The sequence below is a fragment of the Streptomyces sp. NPDC005302 genome (assembly GCF_040607345.1).
Lineage (GTDB): Bacteria > Actinomycetota > Actinomycetes > Streptomycetales > Streptomycetaceae > Streptomyces.
This window is the reverse complement of the sequence record NZ_JBEXGN010000009.1, coordinates 306,692-324,498: the sequence shown is the minus strand read 5'-3', so window position 1 is coordinate 324,498 and position 17,807 is coordinate 306,692. Positions and strand designations below refer to the sequence as shown.

Below are 17,807 nucleotides of genomic sequence, written 5' to 3'. Positions count from 1 at the left end.
GGGGCCCCGCCCCCGGGGGGGGCCGGCGTGGGGGGGGGGGGCGGCCGCGCCCCCCGGCCAGGCCGGCCCCCCCCCCCCCCCCCCCCCCGGGGGGGGGCCCCCCCCCCCCCGGGGCGCCCCCCCCCCCTCCTCCGTCGTACAGCCGCCGTGAAGCGCGTCCCGCCCGACCTGGCGGGGGTCGCTCGGCCCGGTCAGGCTTCCAGGGTCCTGCCCTCCTGGAGGGCGATGGCCCGCTGCATCGCCTTGCGGGCGCGCGGGGTGTCACGGGCGTCGTGGTAGGCCACCGCGAGACGGAACCAGGTGCGCCAGTCGTCCGGCGCGTCCTCCGTCTCGGCCTTGCGGCGGGCGAAGACCTCGTCGGCCGAGTCACGGTCGATGCGGCCGCCCTCGGTGCGCCTCAGCTCGTCGACGGGCAGTCCGCCCTCGGCGTCGAGCGTGGCCGCGAGCTTGTTGGCCTTCCGGACGAACTGCGTGTTCGCCCAGAGGAACCAGACGCCGATGACCGGCAGGATGAGCACGGCGACACCGAAGGTGACGGTGATCAGGGTGCCGTCCTGGATGAGCATGACCCCCCGGCTGCCGACCAGGACGAAGTAGACGACCAGGACGGCGGCCGTGACGGCGTAGGTGATTTTCGCGCGCATGTCTGCCGGTTACCTCGTGTACGTGCCCCGGCTCAGCCGAGGTCCAGGAAGTGTTCCAGGCCGAAGGTGAGGCCCGGGGTGGTCACCACGCGGCGGACGCCGAGCAGGATGCCCGGCATGAAGCTGCTGTGGTGCAGGGAGTCGTGGCGGACGGTGAGGGTCTCGCCCTCACCGCCGAGCAGGACCTCCTGATGGGCCAGGAGGCCGCGCAGCCGGACCGCGTGCACCGGCACGCCGTCGACGTCCGCGCCGCGGGCGCCGTCCAGGGCGGTCGCCGTGGCGTCGGGCTGCGGGGAGTTGCCCGCGCGTTCCCGGGCGGCGGCGATGAGCTGGGCGGTGCGCGTGGCGGTGCCGCTGGGGGCGTCCACCTTGTTCGGGTGGTGCAGCTCGATGACCTCGACGGACTCGAAGTACGGCGCGGCGACCTCGGCGAACTTCATGGTCAGGACGGCCCCGATGGAGAAGTTCGGCGCGATCAGCACGCCGGTGTCCGGGGACGCGGCCAGCGAGGTGCCGAGCTGCGCGAGACGCTCGTCGGTCCAGCCGGTCGTGCCGACCACGGCGTGGATGCCGTGCCGGACGCAGAAGTCGAGGTTGCCCATCACCGAGGCGGGGGTGGTCAGTTCGACGACGACCTGGGAGCCGGCGTCGACCAGCGTCTCCAGCTTGTCGCCGCGCCCGAGGGCGGCAACCAGCTCCATGTCCTCGGCGGCCTCGACGGCTCGCACCGCCTCGGCCCCGATCCGGCCCTTGGCACCGAGGACCGCCACGCGCAGCTTGCTCATTGCTTCGTTCCTTACCGAGACGGGATTACGCGACCGCGTCGTGCAGACGGGACGCCTGCTTGTCCTTGACCGGGCCGATGACCGCCAGCGAGGGCCGCTGCCCCAGGACGTCCCGGGCGACCTCGCGGACCTCGTCCGGGGTGACCGAGGCGATCCGGGCCAGCATGTCGTCGACGGACATCTGCTCGCCCCAGCACAGCTCACTCTTGCCGATGCGGTTCATCAGCGCGCCGGTGTCCTCGAGGCCGAGGACGGTGGAGCCCTGGAGCTGGCCGACGGCACGGCCGATCTCGTCGTCCGAGAGGCCGTGCTCGGCGACCTGGTCCAGCTCGTCGCGGCAGAGCTTCAGGACGTCGTGGACCTGGCTCGGGCGGCAGCCGGCGTAGACGCCGAAGAGACCGCAGTCGGCGAAGCCCGAGGTGTACGAGTACACGCTGTAGGCCAGGCCGCGCTTCTCGCGGACCTCCTGGAAGAGGCGCGAGGACATGCCGCCGCCGAGGGCGGTGTTCAGGACGCCGAGGGCCCAGCGCCGCTCGTCGGTGCGGGCGAGGCCCGGCATGCCGAGGACGATGTGGGCCTGCTCGGTCTTGCGGCCGAGCAGTTCGACGCGGCCGGCCGTGCGGATGGTGCGCCGGCCGTCACGCGGGGCGATGGGGGTCGCCGAGGCGTTCTTGAAGGCGCCCGCCTTCTCGAAGGCGGCACGGACCTGGCGGACGACCTTGTTGTGGTCGACGTTGCCGGCGGCGGCCACCACGAGGTGGGTCGGGTCGTAGTGCTTCTTGTAGAAGCGGCGGATGCGGTCCGCGGTGAGGGCGTTGACGGTGTCGACCGTGCCGAGGACCGGACGGCCGAGGGGGTTGTCGCCGAACATCGTGTGCGCGAACAGGTCGTGCACGCAGTCGCCCGGGTCGTCCTCGGTCATCGCGATCTCTTCGAGGATCGCGCCGCGCTCCACGTTGACGTCGTCCTCGACGATGAGGGAGCCGGTCAGCATGTCGCAGACGACGTCGATCGCGAGCGGCAGGTCGGTGTCGAGCACGCGCGCGTAGTAGCACGTGTACTCCTTGGCCGTGAACGCGTTCATCTCGCCGCCGACCGCGTCGATCGCCGAGGAGATGTCCAGGGCGGACCTGCGGTTCGTGCCCTTGAAGAGCAGGTGCTCCAGATAGTGCGTGGCGCCGTTCAGCGCCGGCGTCTCGTCGCGGGAGCCCACGTGTGCCCAGATGCCGAAGGTGGCGGAGCGCACGGAGGGGAGCGTCTCGGTGACAATGCGCAGGCCGCCCGGGAGGGTGGTCTTGCGGACCGTGCCGATGCCGTTCGTGCCCTTGATCAGGGTTTGGGTACGGGCGACGGCCCGCGCCTCCGAGGAGGTGCGGGCCGTCGTCGTGGAGCTACTCGACGTCACTTGTCGGTGTCGTCCTTCTTCTCATCGTCGCCTTCGCCCTCGATCACGGGGATCAGGGAGAGCTTGCCGCGGGAGTCGATCTCGGCGATCTCGACCTGGACCTTGGAGCCCACGCCGACGACGTCCTCGACGTTCTCCACGCGCTTGCCACCGGCGAGCTTGCGGATCTGCGAGATGTGCAGCAGCCCGTCCTTGCCGGGGAGGAGCGACACGAACGCACCGAAGGTCGTCGTCTTCACGACGGTGCCCAGGTAACGCTCGCCGACCTCCGGCATGGTCGGGTTGGCGATCGAGTTGATCGTGGCGCGCGCGGCCTCGGCCTGCGAACCCTGCTGGGCACCGATGTAGATGGTGCCGTCATCCTCGATCGTGATGTCGGCGCCGGTGTCCTCCTGGATCTGGTTGATCATCTTGCCCTTGGGGCCGATGACCTCACCGATCTTGTCCACGGGGATCTTGACGGTGATGATCCGCGGAGCGTTCGGGGACATCTCGTCCGGCGTGTCGATCGCTTCCATCATCACGTCGAGGATGTGGAGGCGGGCGTCACGGGCCTGCTTGAGGGCGGCGGCCAGGACGGAGGCGGGGATGCCGTCCAGCTTGGTGTCGAGCTGGAGAGCGGTCACGAACTCCTTGGTGCCGGCGACCTTGAAGTCCATGTCACCGAAGGCGTCCTCCGCACCGAGGATGTCGGTGAGGGCGACGTAGTGCGTCTGGCCGTCGATCTCCTGGGAGATCAGACCCATGGCGATACCGGCGACGGGGGCCTTGAGGGGCACACCGGCGTTGAGCAGCGACATGGTGGAGGCGCAGACGGATCCCATGGACGTCGAGCCGTTGGAGCCGAGGGCCTCGGACACCTGACGGATCGCGTAGGGGAACTCCTCGCGGGTCGGCAGGACCGGCACGATCGCGCGCTCGGCGAGCGCGCCGTGGCCGATCTCGCGGCGCTTCGGGGAGCCGACGCGGCCCGTCTCACCGACGGAGTACGGCGGGAAGTTGTAGTTGTGCATGTAGCGCTTGCGGGTCACCGGGGAAAGGGTGTCCAGCTGCTGCTCCATACGGAGCATGTTCAGGGTGGTAACGCCCAGGATCTGGGTCTCGCCACGCTCGAACAGCGCCGAGCCGTGCACGCGCGGGATGGCCTCGACCTCGGCGGCCAGCGTACGGATGTCCGTGACGCCGCGGCCGTCGATACGGACCTTGTCCTTGATGACGCGCTCGCGGACCAGCTTCTTGGTCAGCGCGCGGTACGCCGCGGAGATCTCCTTCTCGCGACCCTCGAACTGCGGGAGCAGCTTCTCGGCGGCGATCTCCTTGACGCGGTCCAGCTCGGCCTCGCGGTCCTGCTTGCCGGCGATGGTGAGCGCCTGGGCGAGCTCGCTCCTGACCGCGGCGGTGAGGGCCTCGAAGACGTCGTCCTGGTAGTCCAGGAAGATCGGGAACTCGCCGGTCGGCTTGGCGGCCTTGGCGGCGAGGTCCGACTGCGCCTTGCACAGGACCCGGATGAAGGGCTTCGCGGCGTCGAGGCCGGCGGCCACGACCTCCTCGGTCGGCGCCTCGGCGCCACCCTGGACGAGCGTGATCGTCTTGTCGGTGGCCTCGGCCTCGACCATCATGATCGCGACGTCGCCGTCCTCGAGGACACGACCGGCGACGACCATGTCGAAGACGGCGTCCTCGAGCTCGGTGTGCGTCGGGAACGCGACCCACTGGCCGTTGATCAGCGCGACGCGGACGCCGCCGACCGGGCCGGAGAAGGGCAGACCGGCCAGCTGCGTGGACGCGGAGGCGGCGTTGATCGCCACGACGTCGTACAGGTGGTCGGGGTTGAGCGCCATGATCGTCGCGACGACCTGGATCTCGTTGCGAAGGCCCTTCTTGAAGGACGGACGCAGCGGGCGGTCGATCAGGCGGCAGGTGAGGATGGCGTCCTCGGAGGGACGGCCCTCACGGCGGAAGAAGCTGCCGGGGATCTTGCCGGCGGCGTACATCCGCTCCTCGACGTCCACCGTCAGGGGGAAGAAGTCGAGCTGGTCCTTGGGCTTCTTGGAAGCGGTCGTGGCCGACAGCACCATGGTGTCGTCGTCCAGGTACGCGACGGCGGAGCCGGCGGCCTGCCTGGCCAGCCTGCCCGTCTCGAAGCGGATGGTGCGGGTACCGAAGGAGCCGTTGTCGATGACGGCCTCGGTGTAGTGGGTCTCGTTCTCCACTAGTGATTTCTCCTCGTCTTCGTCCCGGCCTGCCCGTGTGGCAGGGGGACGGTGGCGGAGAGGCGCTCCTTCTGGTGCGGGCCGGTCTTCGATCGAAGCACCCGGGGCTCTTGAGCCCGGGGGCCACTACCGAGGACCGGCGGCGGCGAGGCGCGCTTCTCCTCGTTCGGTGTCGTGAGATGCCCTACCCGGCGGGTACGGCTTCATCACGCTCTGTTCGTACGTGCTGTTTCCTGCGTATTGCGTTGTGCTACCACACTACAAAGCGTCGGTGACACTCCGCACGTACAAAGCCGTGCGGCAGCACATACAGCAAAAGGAGCGGCTCCCGACGCGGGAACCGCTCCCTTCACGGCGTCTTACTTGGCGCCGCCGGCCGCACCGCGGCGGATGCCCAGGCGGTCGACCAGCGCACGGAAGCGCTGGATGTCCTTCTTGGCCAAGTACTGAAGCAGGCGGCGACGCTGGCCGACCAGGATCAGAAGACCACGGCGGGAGTGGTGGTCGTGCTTGTGGGTCTTGAGGTGCTCGGTCAGGTCCGAGATCCGGCGCGAAAGCATGGCGACCTGGACCTCGGGGGAGCCGGTGTCGCCCTCCTTCTGACCGAACTCGCTGATGAGCTGCTTCTTCGTAGCGGCGTCGAGCGGCACGCTTACTCCTTGTAGTCTCGTGTCTGCCACCGAGTGCCCCTGGTCGAATTCTCAGGGGAGCTTCCGTGACTCGGAAGGCGGGGATCCGTCGGGCGCGGCCTCCGGAGCAGCGCTCCGGGGGTGCGTACACAAACGGCCGTTACACAGGGTACCAGCCTGGCCGGACGCGTCTGCCAGGGTCACGGAAGGTTCCCGGACGGTGTGGTCCAGGCCACTAGGGTGACGCCGCAGAGGTCATTCGTACGTGGGGAAGGGGCCGGCGGAACATGGCCGAGGAAGCGGACAAGGACGTCAAGGCGCGCAAGGAGCGGGAGAAGGACGAGCTCTACGCGCTGGACATCTCGGGCGCCGAATGGCAGAGCGCGCCCGGCACCGAGGGGCACGAGGAGCGGGTCGAGATCGCGTATCTGGCCGGAGGCGCGGTGGCCATGCGCTCGTCGCTCGACCCCGGGACGGTGCTGCGGTACACGGAGGCCGAGTGGCGGGCCTTCGTGCTGGGTGCCCGGGACGGCGAGTTCGACCTGGAGCCGGCGCCGCCCGCCGGGGGTCTGCCCTCGGAGTAGCGGCACGGTCGGCCGCCGTCCGGTGGGCGGCGTCCCGACACCGTGAACGTCGATTGCTGCTGGGCCGGAGCGGAGAGGTTCTCCGCTCCGGCCCTTGCTGCTGTTTGTCTGCTTTGGTGCTCAATCGTGAGCGTGTGTACGCCACTTCTGGGCAGGGTGTGACGTAGCGGGCGTCCGCGGTGGGGTGGACGGGCCTGCCCTCCTGACAGTCATGGTGATTAGGCTGGGACAGGGCGCGACGCCAGAACCCGTGGACGGGAGGCTCGTGTTCCGGGGGGAGCCGGGTCAATTCGGGCGACCTCGTACGGACTTCGGACGACCTCGGGCGTTCATGGACGACCAGGGACGGCCGGCAGACGGTCGCCCCGGCACGGCTCGAGGGTGCTCGACCACACCAGGAGGAATTGTGAACAGCGATCGGGACGGGATCCGCGGGGGCTGGGCCACGCCCGGCGATGACCAGTCCGACGCGGAGTCCGCCGTCGAGACGACGGGCGAGTTCACCATCGACTACGCGCCGCCGGCCTGGTACACGCAGAACGCCTCGGGTGGCTCCGGGGATCCGGACGCCGCGGAGACCGACGACGCCGACGACGCCGAGGAGCAGGCCGGCGCGGACGGCCCCGAGGACTCCGAGGGCTCTGAGGGCTCCGCGCGGACCGAGGACGCGGCGGCTGTGCCGCCCGTCCCGGAGGCGGCCGGCCCCGCCGCCGTACCGAACTTTCCCGTGGGTGGTTTCGAGCCGCAGTGGACACCGCCCGCTCCCCCGGTCGCTCCGACTCCCCCTTCTCCTCCGGCTGCTGCCGCTCCCGACGCCGGTTCCGGCACGCCGGACATCGCCTCCTTCACACCGTCGGACACCGCTTCGGACGAGCCGGATTCCCCGAACGGGGATCTGGAGAGCGGCGCGACCATGCGGTTCTCCGCCGCCGCGGTGAAGCGTGAGATCGCGGAGCGGACGGGTTCGGAGGTCGCCGAGGCGGAGGACGCGGACGCCGCTCCGGCCGCTCCCGCTCCCGTTCTCGTTCCTGCTCCCGCTCCCGCTCCCGCTCCCGCTCCTGCCGAGATCGCCGCCGAGGTCGAGAGCGGCGACGAGGCCGAGGACGTCGACGCTGAGGGCCGGAACACTCAGGCCGAGAGCGCGGACGCTGCGAACGTCGCTGATATGGCGGATGCGGACGGCGACGCGGAGGGTGACGGCAACACGGCCGAAGGTGAAGCCGGCATCCCGGTGGAGGTCCTGGCCGTCGTCGACCCCGACCCCGTCCCCTCCGTGCCTGCCCGGCCCGTGAGCCCGCCCGAGCCCGCCATCGACCCGGTTCTCGCGTACCAGTCGCTGGAAGCCGGCGTACCGCGGATCGGTGCCACCGACGCCCCGGTGGCGGACGGGGCGTCCCAGGACGACGCTCAAGTCCCCTCCTCCGAGGCCGAGTTCACCGGCGCACAGGGCGGTGCGTCCGCGGAGGCGGCCGAGCCCGCCGACCTCGTGGCACCGCTCCCTGCCGCCGACGGTCACTCCGCGCCGGGCGAGGCCCCGGCGGACGACGACATCCACGACGCGGTGCCGGCGGACGCGCTCACGACCGACGAGCCGCAGGGCGAAGGCCCGACGGCCGGTGAGCCTCAGGACGCGGTTCCGGCCGCTCGGCACCAGGAGCAGACGGGCGCACAGGACGCGCCCCCCGCCTGGGCCCCGCCGCCGCTTCCGCAGGCCGGCCTGCCGCCGTTGCCGCCCGCCTACCAGCCCGCGGCTCCCGCCCCGGCCGCGCAGTGGCCCGCCTCCACCGAGCCCGCTCCGGCTCCCGGCCCCGTCCAGGTGCCGCCGCAGGCGCCGGTTCCGCCCTACGTTCCGGATCCGCAGCAGGCTCCCGCGGCGCAGGCACCGACACCGGCACCGGCACCGGGCGCGCCCTTCCAGCCGCCCGCGCCTCTGCCCGCGCCGGGTCAGCCCTTCCAGACCCCCCTCGCGCAGCCCGCGCCGGGTCAGCCGTTCCAGCCTCCGGCCCCGGCCGCTCAGCCCGCGCCGCAGGCGGGGCCTCCGGCCCCGGCCGCTCAGCCCGCGCCGCAGGCGGGGCCTCCGGCCTGGACCGCTCCCGGTGAGCCCGTCACGGCAGGATCGCCGCAGGGGCCCATGCCGGTGCAGCCGCCCGCCTTCGACAACTCCGTTCCGGCACCGCCGCAGGACCGTCCCCCGGTTCCGGCGGCTCCGGTCGCCGACGCGCCCGCGCCGATCCCGCCGCAGCAGAGCAGTTACGGCTTCCCGCAGCCCGGCGCACAGGTCCCGCCGACGGCTCCGGGTCCATCGGCCCCGCCCGCCTACGGCTTCCCGCAGCAGCCGGCGCCCCAGGCCCCGCAGGTACCCGCCCCGGCCCCCGCCGCGCAGGGCCCCGGCTACGGCTTCCCGCAGGCCGCCGCGCCCGGTGTCGTACCGCCGCAGGCTCCGGCTCCGGAACCGGCATACGGGTTCCCGCAGCAGGCCCCGCCCGCCCCGGCCTACGGCTTCCCCCAGCAGCAGCCCGCGCCTCACCACGAGCCGGCACCCGCTCCGCAGGCCCCCGGCTACGGCTTCCCGCAGCCGGCCGCGCCCGCCCCCGGTGTCGTACCGCCGCAGGCTCCGGCCCCGCAGCAGGTGCCCGGCTCGCCCGCTCCGCAGCCCGGTCACGACCCGGCGCCGCCGTCGCAGGTCCAGCCTCCGCAGCAGCCTGGACCGGAGCCCGTGCAGCAGCAGCCGGCCGCGCCGGTCGACCCGAGGGCGGGTACCGCGTGGCCGCAGCCCGTGCGGCACGACCAGCGGCAGCCGACCAACCCCGGTGCGGCGCCGCTCGGTTACACCGCGGCCGTGGAGCTGTCCTCCGACCGGCTGCTCAACAACAAGCGGCAGAAGGTCAAGAGCGGTCGTCCGGCCGCCGCGCAGTCGCGGTTCAAGCTGGGCGGCAAGAAGGAAGAGGCCGAGCGGCAGCGGAAGTTGGAGCTGATCCGCACTCCGGTGCTGTCCTGCTACCGGATCGCCGTCATCAGTCTCAAGGGCGGCGTCGGCAAGACGACCACGACGACCGCGCTCGGCTCCACGCTGGCCACCGAGCGGCAGGACAAGATCCTCGCCATCGACGCCAACCCGGACGCCGGCACGCTCGGGCGCCGGGTGCGCCGCGAGACCGGGGCCACCATCCGTGACCTCGTCCAGGCGATCCCGTACATCAACTCCTACATGGACATCCGCCGGTTCACCTCGCAGGCGCCCTCCGGGCTGGAGATCATCGCCAACGACGTCGACCCGGCCGTGTCCACCGCGTTCAACGACGAGGACTACCGGCGCGCGATCGACGTCCTCGGCAAGCAGTACCCGATCATCCTGACCGACTCCGGCACGGGGCTGCTGTACAGCGCCATGCGCGGGGTGCTGGACCTCGCCGACCAGCTCATCATCATCTCGACGCCGTCGGTGGACGGGGCGAGCAGCGCCAGTACGACGCTGGACTGGCTGTCGGCGCACGGGTACGCGGACCTCGTGTCGCGCTCCATCACGGTCATCTCCGGGGTCCGCGAGACCGGCAAGATGATCAAGGTGGACGACATCGTCAGCCACTTCGAGACGCGCTGCCGGGGTGTCGTGACCGTGCCGTTCGACGAGCACCTGGCCGCGGGTGCCGAGGTCGATCTCGACATGATGCGGCCCAAGGTTCGGGAGGCGTACTTCAACCTCTCCGCGTTGGTGGCCGAGGACATCGCACGGCACCAGCAGTCGCACGGCCTGTGGACGAACGACGGCAACCCGCCGCCGGTGGCCGCGCCCCCGATGCCCGGTCAGTACGCGCCGGAGCAGCAGGCCCCCGGCCAGCCGGCGTACGGACAGCCCGCGCCGGGGCAGGTGCCGCAGCAGCCCCAGCCCGGGCAGCCGTACGCCCAGCCGACGCCTCCCGGTCAGCCGTACCCGCCGCAGCCCGGTCAGCCGCAGGCGCCGGGCGGGCCGTACCCGCAGGCGCCCGGTCAGGGCCACCCGCAGCCGGGGCAGGCCTATCCGCCGCCGCAGCCCGGCGGACAGTTCCAGCCGGGGCAGCCCTACCCGCAGCACCCGGGCCAGACCCCGCCGCCGCCTCCGGCACCGCCTCAGCAGTAACCCGATCGGCCCCATCGAGGGGCCGGTTCCCGCGAAGGGCCCGCACCGTCCACGGACGGTGCGGGCCCTTCGTGTTTCCGGGGAGGCCCGGGTGCGCATCCAGGGACGTCAGACGCCGTCAGGCCGCCACCAGGGACGCTTCACCGGTCTGAACCAATGAGCGAAGAATTGCCGCCAACTCGTTGTTTCCGCAGGCCACATGGGGTCTGCGCATCGTTGACTCGTGCAGACCACCGCTGATAGACACACAGATCAAATCCGCCGACGCCTCTTGATCACGTCGTTCCACCAGCCTTCTCCGCGCAACTGATGACGCGAGGTCATGGACCCATGAAGACACAAGAGCAGCACCGCAGAGGCCTGGTGCGGCCCCGGCTCGTCGCCGCCGCGGGAGTCGCCGCCCTCACCCTGTCCGCCGGTCTCGCGACCCCGCTCAACCCGGCCCCGCAGCAGGCTCAGGCGAAGGAAAGCAAGAAGGTCCTCACCGTCGCGGTCGCGCAGAGCGTCGACTCGCTGAGCCCGTTCCTGGCGTCGCGTCTGGTCAGTACGAGCATCCACCGGCTGATGTACGAGTACCTGACCAACTACGACCCGGCGGACAACCACGCGATCCCGGGTCTCGCCACCAAGTGGGCGCCGTCGGCGGACAAGCTGACCTGGACGTACACGATCCGCTCCAACTCCCAGTGGTCGGACGGGCAGCGGGCCACCGCCCAGGACGCGGCCTGGACGTTCAACAAGATGATGACCGACGAGGCCGCGGGCACCGCCAACGGCAGCTTCGTCGCCAACTTCAGGAAGGTCACCGCGCCCAGCCCCACCCAGCTGGTGATCGAGCTGAAGAAGCCGCAGGCCACGATGGCCGCGCTCGACGTGCCGATCGTGCCGAAGCACGTGTGGGAGAAGGTCGGCGACCTCTCCAAGTTCAACAACGACAAGAGCTTCCCGGTCGTCGGCAACGGCCCGTTCGTCCTGACCGGCTACAAGGCCGACAGCTACGTACGGCTGAAGCCCAACAAGACCTTCTGGCGCGGAGCCCCGAAGTTCGACGAGCTGGTCTTCAAGTACTACAAGGACGGGGACGCGGCCGTCGCGGCGCTGCAGAAGGGCGAGGTGTCGTTCGTCTCCAACCTGACGCCCGCGCAGTCGACCGCCCTCCGGTCCGAGCCCGACGTCAAGGTCAACGACGCACCGGGGCGCCGCTTCTACGCGCTGGCCACCAACCCGGGCGCGCAGGCGAAGAACGGCAAGCACTTCGGTGACGGCGCCCGGTCCCTGCTCGACCAGAAGGTCCGCCAGGCGCTGTTCATGTCGGTCGACCGGCAGACCCTGATCGACAAGGTCTTCCAGGGGCACGCCGTCGCGGGCGAGGGCTACATCCCGCCACGCTTCTCCACGTACGCGTGGAAGCCGTCGGCGGACCAGGAGCTGGCGTACGACCCGGCCCGGGCCGCCAGGCTGCTCGACGAAGCGGGCTACAAGAAGAACGCCGCCGGCAAACGCGTGGAGAAGAACGGCAAGCCGATCGACTACCGGATCCTCTGCCACGCCACCGACCCGAACGACAAGGCGGTCGGGCAGTACGTGAAGGAGTGGTTCGGGAAGCTGGGCATCGGGGTCACCCTCAACTGCCTGGACAACGTGACCGATCCGTGGCTGGCGGGTGACTACGACCTCGCCTTCGACGGCTGGTCGGTGAACCCGGACCCCGACTTCGTCCTGTCGATCCACACGTGCGGCGCGCTGCCGGCCACTCCGAAGGACACGGGCGCGACGGACAACTTCATCTGCGACAAGAAGTACGACGACCTGTACGGCCGCCAGCTCGCCGAGTACGACACCGCCAAGCGGACGGACCTCGTCAAGCAGATGCAGTCGCGGCTCTACGACACCGGGTACATGAACGTCATGGCGTACCCGAACGCGGTCGAGGCCTATCGCACGGACCAGATCAAGTCGATCGAGACGATGCCGAAGGCCGCCGGCAACATCTACGGCCAGGACGGCTACTGGAGCTGGTGGTCGGCCGTTCCGGCGGGCTCCTCCGGTGCGTCCTCCGGCGGTTCCGGCTCGACGGGCGTCATCATCGGCATCGTCGCGGGCCTCGTCGTCCTCGTGGGCGCCGGTGCGTTCCTCGCGATGCGCCGCCGCTCGACGGCCGACGACCGCGAGTAGTGCCCGCACCGCCCTCCCCCGGGAGCACCGTGGCCCGGGGCCCCGTGATCGTACGAGCGAATGAGTGGTTCATGACCGCTGAGGCAACACCCTCGCTGGTCGAGGCGACCGGCGGTCCGGCTCCGGCCGGGCCGTCGGCCCGCGGGCGGAAGGCGCGCGCCAGGGCCGCCTATCCGCGGTACGTGGCGGGCAAGCTGGGCGGCGCCGCCGTCTCCCTGCTCGCCGTCCTCGTCACCAGCTTCTTCCTGTTCCGACTCATCCCCGGCGACCCGGTCAAGTACATGACGGGCGGCCGTCAGGTCTCCGCCGAACAACTCGCCAACTACCGCAAGGAGTTCGGGCTCGACCTGCCGTTGTGGGAGCAGTTCACCGACTACTGCGGCAAGGCACTCACGGGCGACCTCGGCACGTCGTACCAGTTCCGCGCCCCCGTCATCGACAAGATCACCGAGGCGCTGCCGAACACCCTGCTGCTCACGGTGACGGCCTTCGTCCTCTACACGGCGCTCGGCATCTTCCTCGGCACGCGGTCCGCGTGGCGGCACGGCGGGCCGAGCGACCGCGTCAACACCGGTCTGGCCCTGACGCTCTACTCGATCCCGTCGTTCTGGCTGGGGCTGCTCCTCATCATCGTCTTCTCGGTGGGCATGGGCCCGGTCCCCGGTCTGTTCCCGACAGGCGGCATGGAGTCGGGCGGCGAGGAGGGCTTCGCGTACGTCCTCGACGTGGCCCACCATCTGGTCCTTCCGGTGGTGACGCTGGTCGCCGTCGAGTACGGGCAGACGCTGCTGGTGACGCGTTCGGCGCTGCTTGACGAGATGGGCAGCGACTATCTGACGACGGCCCGCGCGAAGGGGCTGCGGGACGACCTCGTACGCCGCCGTCACGCCGTGCCGAACGCGCTCCTGCCGACGGTCACGCTGATCTTCATCAACCTCGGCCGGACGGTCGCGGGCGTGATCCTCGTCGAGACGGTCTTCTCCTGGCCGGGACTCGGCGGGCTGTTCTACCAGGCGCTGAGCGTGCCCGATCTGCCGCTGGTGCAGGGGCTGTTCTTCGTCTTCGCGGCCGCGGTGATCGTGATGAACACGCTGGCCGACCTGATCTATCCGCTGCTGGACCCCCGGGTGGGCCGATGACCACGACCGAGTCGGACGGGCCGATGACGACCGAAGCAACCTCTCAGGCCGTCGCGGCGAGTCCCCGTACCCTCGCCCGGCAGCGCCGCCGGCACTCCGCGGCCCGCTTCTGGAAGCAGTACCGCACGCACCGGGCGGGTGTCTTCGGGCTCGCCGCCCTCGTCCTGTTCGGCCTGATCGCGCTGACCGCCCCGCTGACCGTGGGCTCCGACGTGCAGAGCGTGACGAACGCGCCGGGCGACCCGCTGGAGAGCCCGAGCACCGCGTTCCCGCTGGGCACCGACCAGTTCGGGCGGAACCTGCTGGGGCTCGTGGTGTGGGGCGCCCGCGTCTCCCTGCTGGTCGGACTGCTCGCCGCCGTGTTGTCGGTGGCGATCGGGGCGCTGATCGGCATCACCGCCGGGCACTTCCGCGGCTGGTACGCGACCGTGCTGATGCGGATCACGGACTGGTTCCTGGTGATGCCGACGCTGGTCCTCGCGATCGCGCTGGCGACCGTGATGACCCGCTCCCTCGGCACGATCATCCTGGCGATCGGCGTCACCACCTGGCCCACCACGGCCCGGCTGGTGCGCGCGCAGACCCTCGCCGTGGAGTCGCGGCCGTACATCGAGCGGGCCAAGGCGCTCGGCGGCGGGCACTGGCACATCATGACCCGCCACGTCCTGCCCAACGTGATGCCGCTCGTGCTGGCCCAGACGACCCTCATCATCTCCTCGGCGATCCTCGCCGAGGCCACGCTCGCCTTCCTCGGCCTCGGCGACCCGACGGTCGTGTCGTGGGGCGGGCTGCTCCAGGACGCCCGGGAGGCGGGCGCGGTCAGCGCCGGCAAGTGGTGGTACCTGGTGCCGCCGGGTGTCGCGATCGCGGTGGTCGCGCTGGCGTTCACGCTGTGCGGCCGCGCGGTGGAGTCGGTCCTCAACCCGAAGCTGGGGGTGGCACGGTGAGCACGACGACCGACAGGACACCGGAGGCCTCGAAGACGCCGGGCGGGCAGCGGCTCCTGGAGGTCAGGAACCTCGCCGTGACCTATCCGGGCGGCGCGGCGGCCGTACGCGGGGTGGACCTCTCGCTCGACGCGGGCCAGAAGCTCGGCATCGCGGGCGAGTCGGGGTGCGGCAAGTCCACGCTGGCGCTGGCCCTGCTGCGGCTGCTTCCCGCGGGCACGCGCACGAGCGGGGAGATCCTCCTCGGCGGCGAGGACGTGCTGACGATGAAGTGGGGCCGGGTGCGGGCGGTGCGCTGGGCGGGGGCGTCGATCGTCTTCCAGGGCGCGATGCACTCGCTGAACCCGGTGCACCGCGTCGGCGACCAGATCGCCGAGCCGATCCTGCTGCACAGGAAGGCGACCGCGGCGGGCGCGCGGACGAGGACGGGTGAACTCCTCGAACAGGTGGGGCTGCCGGCCGCCCGCGCGGACGCCTACCCGCACGAGCTGTCCGGCGGACAGCGCCAACGCGTCATGATCGCCATGGCGTTGGCCTGCGACCCCCAGCTGGTCATCGCCGACGAGCCGACCACGGCGCTCGACGTGATGATCCAGGCGCAGATCCTCCGCCTGATCGAACAACTCGTCAGCGAGCAGGAGGTGGGGCTCGTCATGATCAGCCACGACCTCGCCGTCCTGGCCGACACCTGTGACCGGCTGGCCGTGATGTACGCGGGCCGCGTGGTCGAGGAGGGCCCGGCACGGCAGGTCTACGAGAACGCCCGGCACCCTTACGGAAAGGCCCTGTCGGCCGCCTTCCCGCGGATCGGCGACGTCGCGTCACGGTTCGCGCCGCGCGGCCTGCCCGGCGATCCGCCCGACCCCTCGGCCCTGCCGTCGGGGTGCACCTTCCACCCCCGCTGTCCGGTGGCCGTGGACGCGTGTGTGACGGACGACCAGGTCCTGCGGGACGCGGGGACCGGCCGCTCGGCCGCCTGCGTCCACGCGGGCACGGCCGTGGACGCCGAACCGGTCAGGAGCACGCCATGACGACGACACCCCCCGTGACCACCGGGCCCCTGCTGAGCGCGCGGGGCCTGCACGTCGCCTTCCCCGGCCGGCAGGGCGCCGACCGTGCCCGTGCCGTCGACGGCGTCGACCTCGACATCCGGCCCGGCGAGATCGTCGCCCTGGTCGGCGAGTCGGGCTGCGGCAAGACGACCCTGGCCCGCTCACTGCTCGGCCTGGTCCCGCCGACGGGCGGTGGTGTCACCTTCGACGGGCGGCCGCTGAACTACTCCTCCCGCGCCCTGAAGGCGTACCGCAGACGTGTCCAGCTGGTCCTCCAGGATCCGAGCGGCTCGCTCAACCCGCGCCACACCGTGTACGACGCGGTGGCCGAGGGGCTGCGCATCCACGGGTACGGGGGCGACGAGCGCGCGGCCGTGGCGGGGGCGCTGTCCCGGGCGGGCCTGCGCCCTCCCGAGCGGTTCTTCCTGCGCTACCCGCACGAGCTGTCCGGCGGCCAGCGCCAGCGCGTCGTCATCGCCGGAGCGCTCGTGCTGGAGCCCGAACTCATCGTCGCCGACGAGCCGGTGGCCTCCCTCGACGCCTCCGTCCGCGGTGAGATCCTCGCGCTGCTTCTGCGGCTGCGCGACGAACTCGGGCTGTCCGCGCTGGTGGTGACCCACGACCTGGGTCTCGCGTGGAACATCGCCGACCGGGTCGCCGTCATGTACCTCGGCCGGATCGTGGAGACCGGCCCCGTCGAGCAGGTTCTGACCACGCCTCAACACCCTTATACGCAGGCCCTGTTGTCCGTTCTTCCGGAAGCTCCGGGCGATCCGGTGGTGCTCAGCGGGGAGCCCCCGGACCCCTCCCGCATCCCGGGCGGCTGCCGCTTCCACGCCCGCTGCCAGGTCCTGGCGAGCGGGGAGGCGGAGCGGGCGGGCGTGGCGGGCGCCTGCCGCGGACAGGACCTGGCCGTGCTGGACGGCGCGGGCGGGACCCAGGTGGCCTGCCACTGGGCACGGGCGGTGCGCCCCGAGGTGTGACCGGGCGCGGCACGGCAGCCGCGCGCGGCACGACGGAGCGGCCGGTGCCCACCAGGGCACCGGCCGCTCGCGCGTCGTACGGCGGGGGCTACTCGCCCTTGTACGCCTCGATCATCTCCCGCGACCGCTTCACGTCGTCCGCGATCGCCACCAGCAGGTCGTCGATGGAGTCGAACCGGGCCTGGCCACGGACGAAGGCGAGGAAGTCGACGGCGACGTGCAGGCCGTAGAGATCGAGGCCGACGCGGTCGATGGCGTACGCCTCGACGGTGCGCTCGGTGCCGTCGAACTGCGGGTTCGTGCCGACGGAGATCGCGGCGGGCATGATCTCGCCCTGGGCGTGCAGCCAGCCCGCGTAGACGCCGTCGGCGGGGATCGCGGTGTGCGGCAGGGTCTCGACGTTCGCCGTGGGGAAGCCGAGTTCGCGGCCTCGCTGGGCGCCCCGGACGACCACGCCCTCGACGCGGTGCGGGCGTCCGAGGATCTCGCGCGCCCCCTCGACGTCGCCCTCGGCGACCAGCCGCCGGGTGAGCGTCGAGGAGAACGGCTCACCGCCGCCGGCCGCGCCGCTCACGTACAGGTCCACGACCTCGACCTCGAAGTCGTACGTCCTGCCCTGCTCGCGCAGGAAGTCGACGTTGCCGGCGGCCTTGTGGCCGAAGCGGAAGTTGGGGCCCTCGACGACGGCCTTGGCGTGCAGCTTGTCGACGAGCACCTTCACCACGAAGTCGGCGGGCGACAGCTTCGAGAACTCGGTGGTGAACGGCAGGATGAGCAGCGCGTCCACGCCCAGTTCGGCCATCAGCTCGGCGCGGCGGTGGTGCGGGGCGAGCAGCGGCGGGTGGCTGCCGGGGCGGACCACCTCGCTGGGGTGCGGGTCGAAGGTGACCACGACGGAGGGGACGCCCAGCTCGCGGGCGCGGTCCACGGCATGCCGGATGATCAGCTGGTGTCCGCGGTGCACCCCGTCGTAGGAACCGATGGTGACGACGCTGCGCCCCCAGTCCTCGGGGATGTCCTCCAAGCCACGCCAGCGCTGCACTGTGACCGCTCCTTGTCGAACCCGTGTCCGTGATTGCCTCGTTCGCAGCTCTAAGGGTGCCATGCCGGACGGGCACCGCTCGCATCGGCATC

The 17,807-nt window shown here is 71.5% G+C and carries 13 protein-coding genes; 7 read left to right on the top strand and 6 right to left on the bottom strand.

Features of this window, described 5'->3' with window-relative positions; genetic code table 11:
* Positions 1 to 191 precede the first annotated feature (191 nt).
* From ABZT74_RS16850 to rpsO, 5 genes are all read right to left on the bottom strand, one after another.
* On the bottom strand, positions 192 to 644 hold the full coding sequence (locus tag ABZT74_RS16850; RefSeq protein ID WP_355868155.1) for a hypothetical protein: 453 nt from the start codon (positions 642 to 644) through the stop codon (positions 192 to 194).
* Between the two features lie 32 nt (positions 645 to 676).
* Positions 677 to 1,429, bottom strand: coding sequence for a 4-hydroxy-tetrahydrodipicolinate reductase (gene dapB / locus ABZT74_RS16845; protein WP_356435601.1), 753 nt, complete (start codon positions 1,427 to 1,429; stop codon positions 677 to 679).
* A gap of 25 nt (positions 1,430 to 1,454) precedes the next feature.
* The gene (locus ABZT74_RS16840) at positions 1,455 to 2,834 is read right to left on the bottom strand and encodes a pitrilysin family protein (RefSeq protein ID WP_355868149.1); all 1,380 of its coding nucleotides are present in this window, start codon (positions 2,832 to 2,834) and stop codon (positions 1,455 to 1,457) included.
* The gene (locus ABZT74_RS16835; protein ID WP_355868146.1) at positions 2,831 to 5,047 is read right to left on the bottom strand and encodes a polyribonucleotide nucleotidyltransferase; all 2,217 of its coding nucleotides are present in this window, start codon (positions 5,045 to 5,047) and stop codon (positions 2,831 to 2,833) included. Before ABZT74_RS16835 ends, ABZT74_RS16840 begins: the two co-directional genes overlap by 4 nt.
* A 359-nt stretch (positions 5,048 to 5,406) precedes the next feature.
* Positions 5,407 to 5,697, bottom strand: a complete 291-nt coding sequence (gene rpsO / locus ABZT74_RS16830) for a 30S ribosomal protein S15 (protein ID WP_081219736.1) — start codon at positions 5,695 to 5,697, stop codon at positions 5,407 to 5,409.
* Positions 5,698 to 5,963: 266 nt separating this feature from the next.
* Here rpsO and ABZT74_RS16825 point away from each other — a divergent pair, with 266 nt between their 5' ends.
* The 7 genes from ABZT74_RS16825 (at position 5,964) to ABZT74_RS16795 (ending at position 16,673) form a co-directional block, all read left to right on the top strand.
* On the top strand, positions 5,964 to 6,260 hold the full coding sequence (locus ABZT74_RS16825; RefSeq protein WP_355868143.1) for a DUF397 domain-containing protein: 297 nt from the start codon (positions 5,964 to 5,966) through the stop codon (positions 6,258 to 6,260).
* A gap of 406 nt (positions 6,261 to 6,666) precedes the next feature.
* Positions 6,667 to 10,377, top strand: a complete 3,711-nt coding sequence (locus ABZT74_RS16820; RefSeq protein ID WP_356435598.1) for an SCO5717 family growth-regulating ATPase — start codon at positions 6,667 to 6,669, stop codon at positions 10,375 to 10,377.
* A gap of 330 nt (positions 10,378 to 10,707) precedes the next feature.
* Complete coding sequence (locus ABZT74_RS16815; protein ID WP_356435595.1) at positions 10,708 to 12,552, top strand: ABC transporter substrate-binding protein; 1,845 nt, start codon at positions 10,708 to 10,710, stop codon at positions 12,550 to 12,552.
* Positions 12,553 to 12,623: 71 nt separating this feature from the next.
* Positions 12,624 to 13,691, top strand: a complete 1,068-nt coding sequence (locus ABZT74_RS16810) for an ABC transporter permease (protein WP_355868134.1) — start codon at positions 12,624 to 12,626, stop codon at positions 13,689 to 13,691.
* Positions 13,692 to 13,714: 23 nt separating this feature from the next.
* Positions 13,715 to 14,638 carry an ABC transporter permease gene (locus ABZT74_RS16805; RefSeq protein ID WP_356177691.1) on the top strand — a complete coding sequence of 308 codons (924 nt, stop codon included), beginning with the start codon at positions 13,715 to 13,717 and terminating at the stop codon, positions 14,636 to 14,638.
* Positions 14,635 to 15,669, top strand: coding sequence for an ABC transporter ATP-binding protein (locus ABZT74_RS16800; protein ID WP_355868131.1), 1,035 nt, complete (start codon positions 14,635 to 14,637; stop codon positions 15,667 to 15,669). The genes ABZT74_RS16805 and ABZT74_RS16800 overlap by 4 nt, the downstream gene beginning before the upstream one ends.
* Positions 15,666 to 16,673: an ABC transporter ATP-binding protein gene (locus ABZT74_RS16795; RefSeq protein WP_355868128.1), complete on the top strand. Its 1,008-nt coding sequence runs from the start codon at positions 15,666 to 15,668 to the stop codon at positions 16,671 to 16,673. The genes ABZT74_RS16800 and ABZT74_RS16795 overlap by 4 nt, the downstream gene beginning before the upstream one ends.
* Positions 16,674 to 16,761: 88 nt before the next feature.
* Here the strand turns inward: ABZT74_RS16795 and ABZT74_RS16790 are convergent, their stop codons facing one another.
* Positions 16,762 to 17,715 (bottom strand): bifunctional riboflavin kinase/FAD synthetase, encoded by a 954-nt coding sequence (locus ABZT74_RS16790; RefSeq protein WP_355868125.1) that lies wholly within the window; start codon positions 17,713 to 17,715, stop codon positions 16,762 to 16,764.
* Between the last annotated feature and the right edge of the window lie 92 nt (positions 17,716 to 17,807).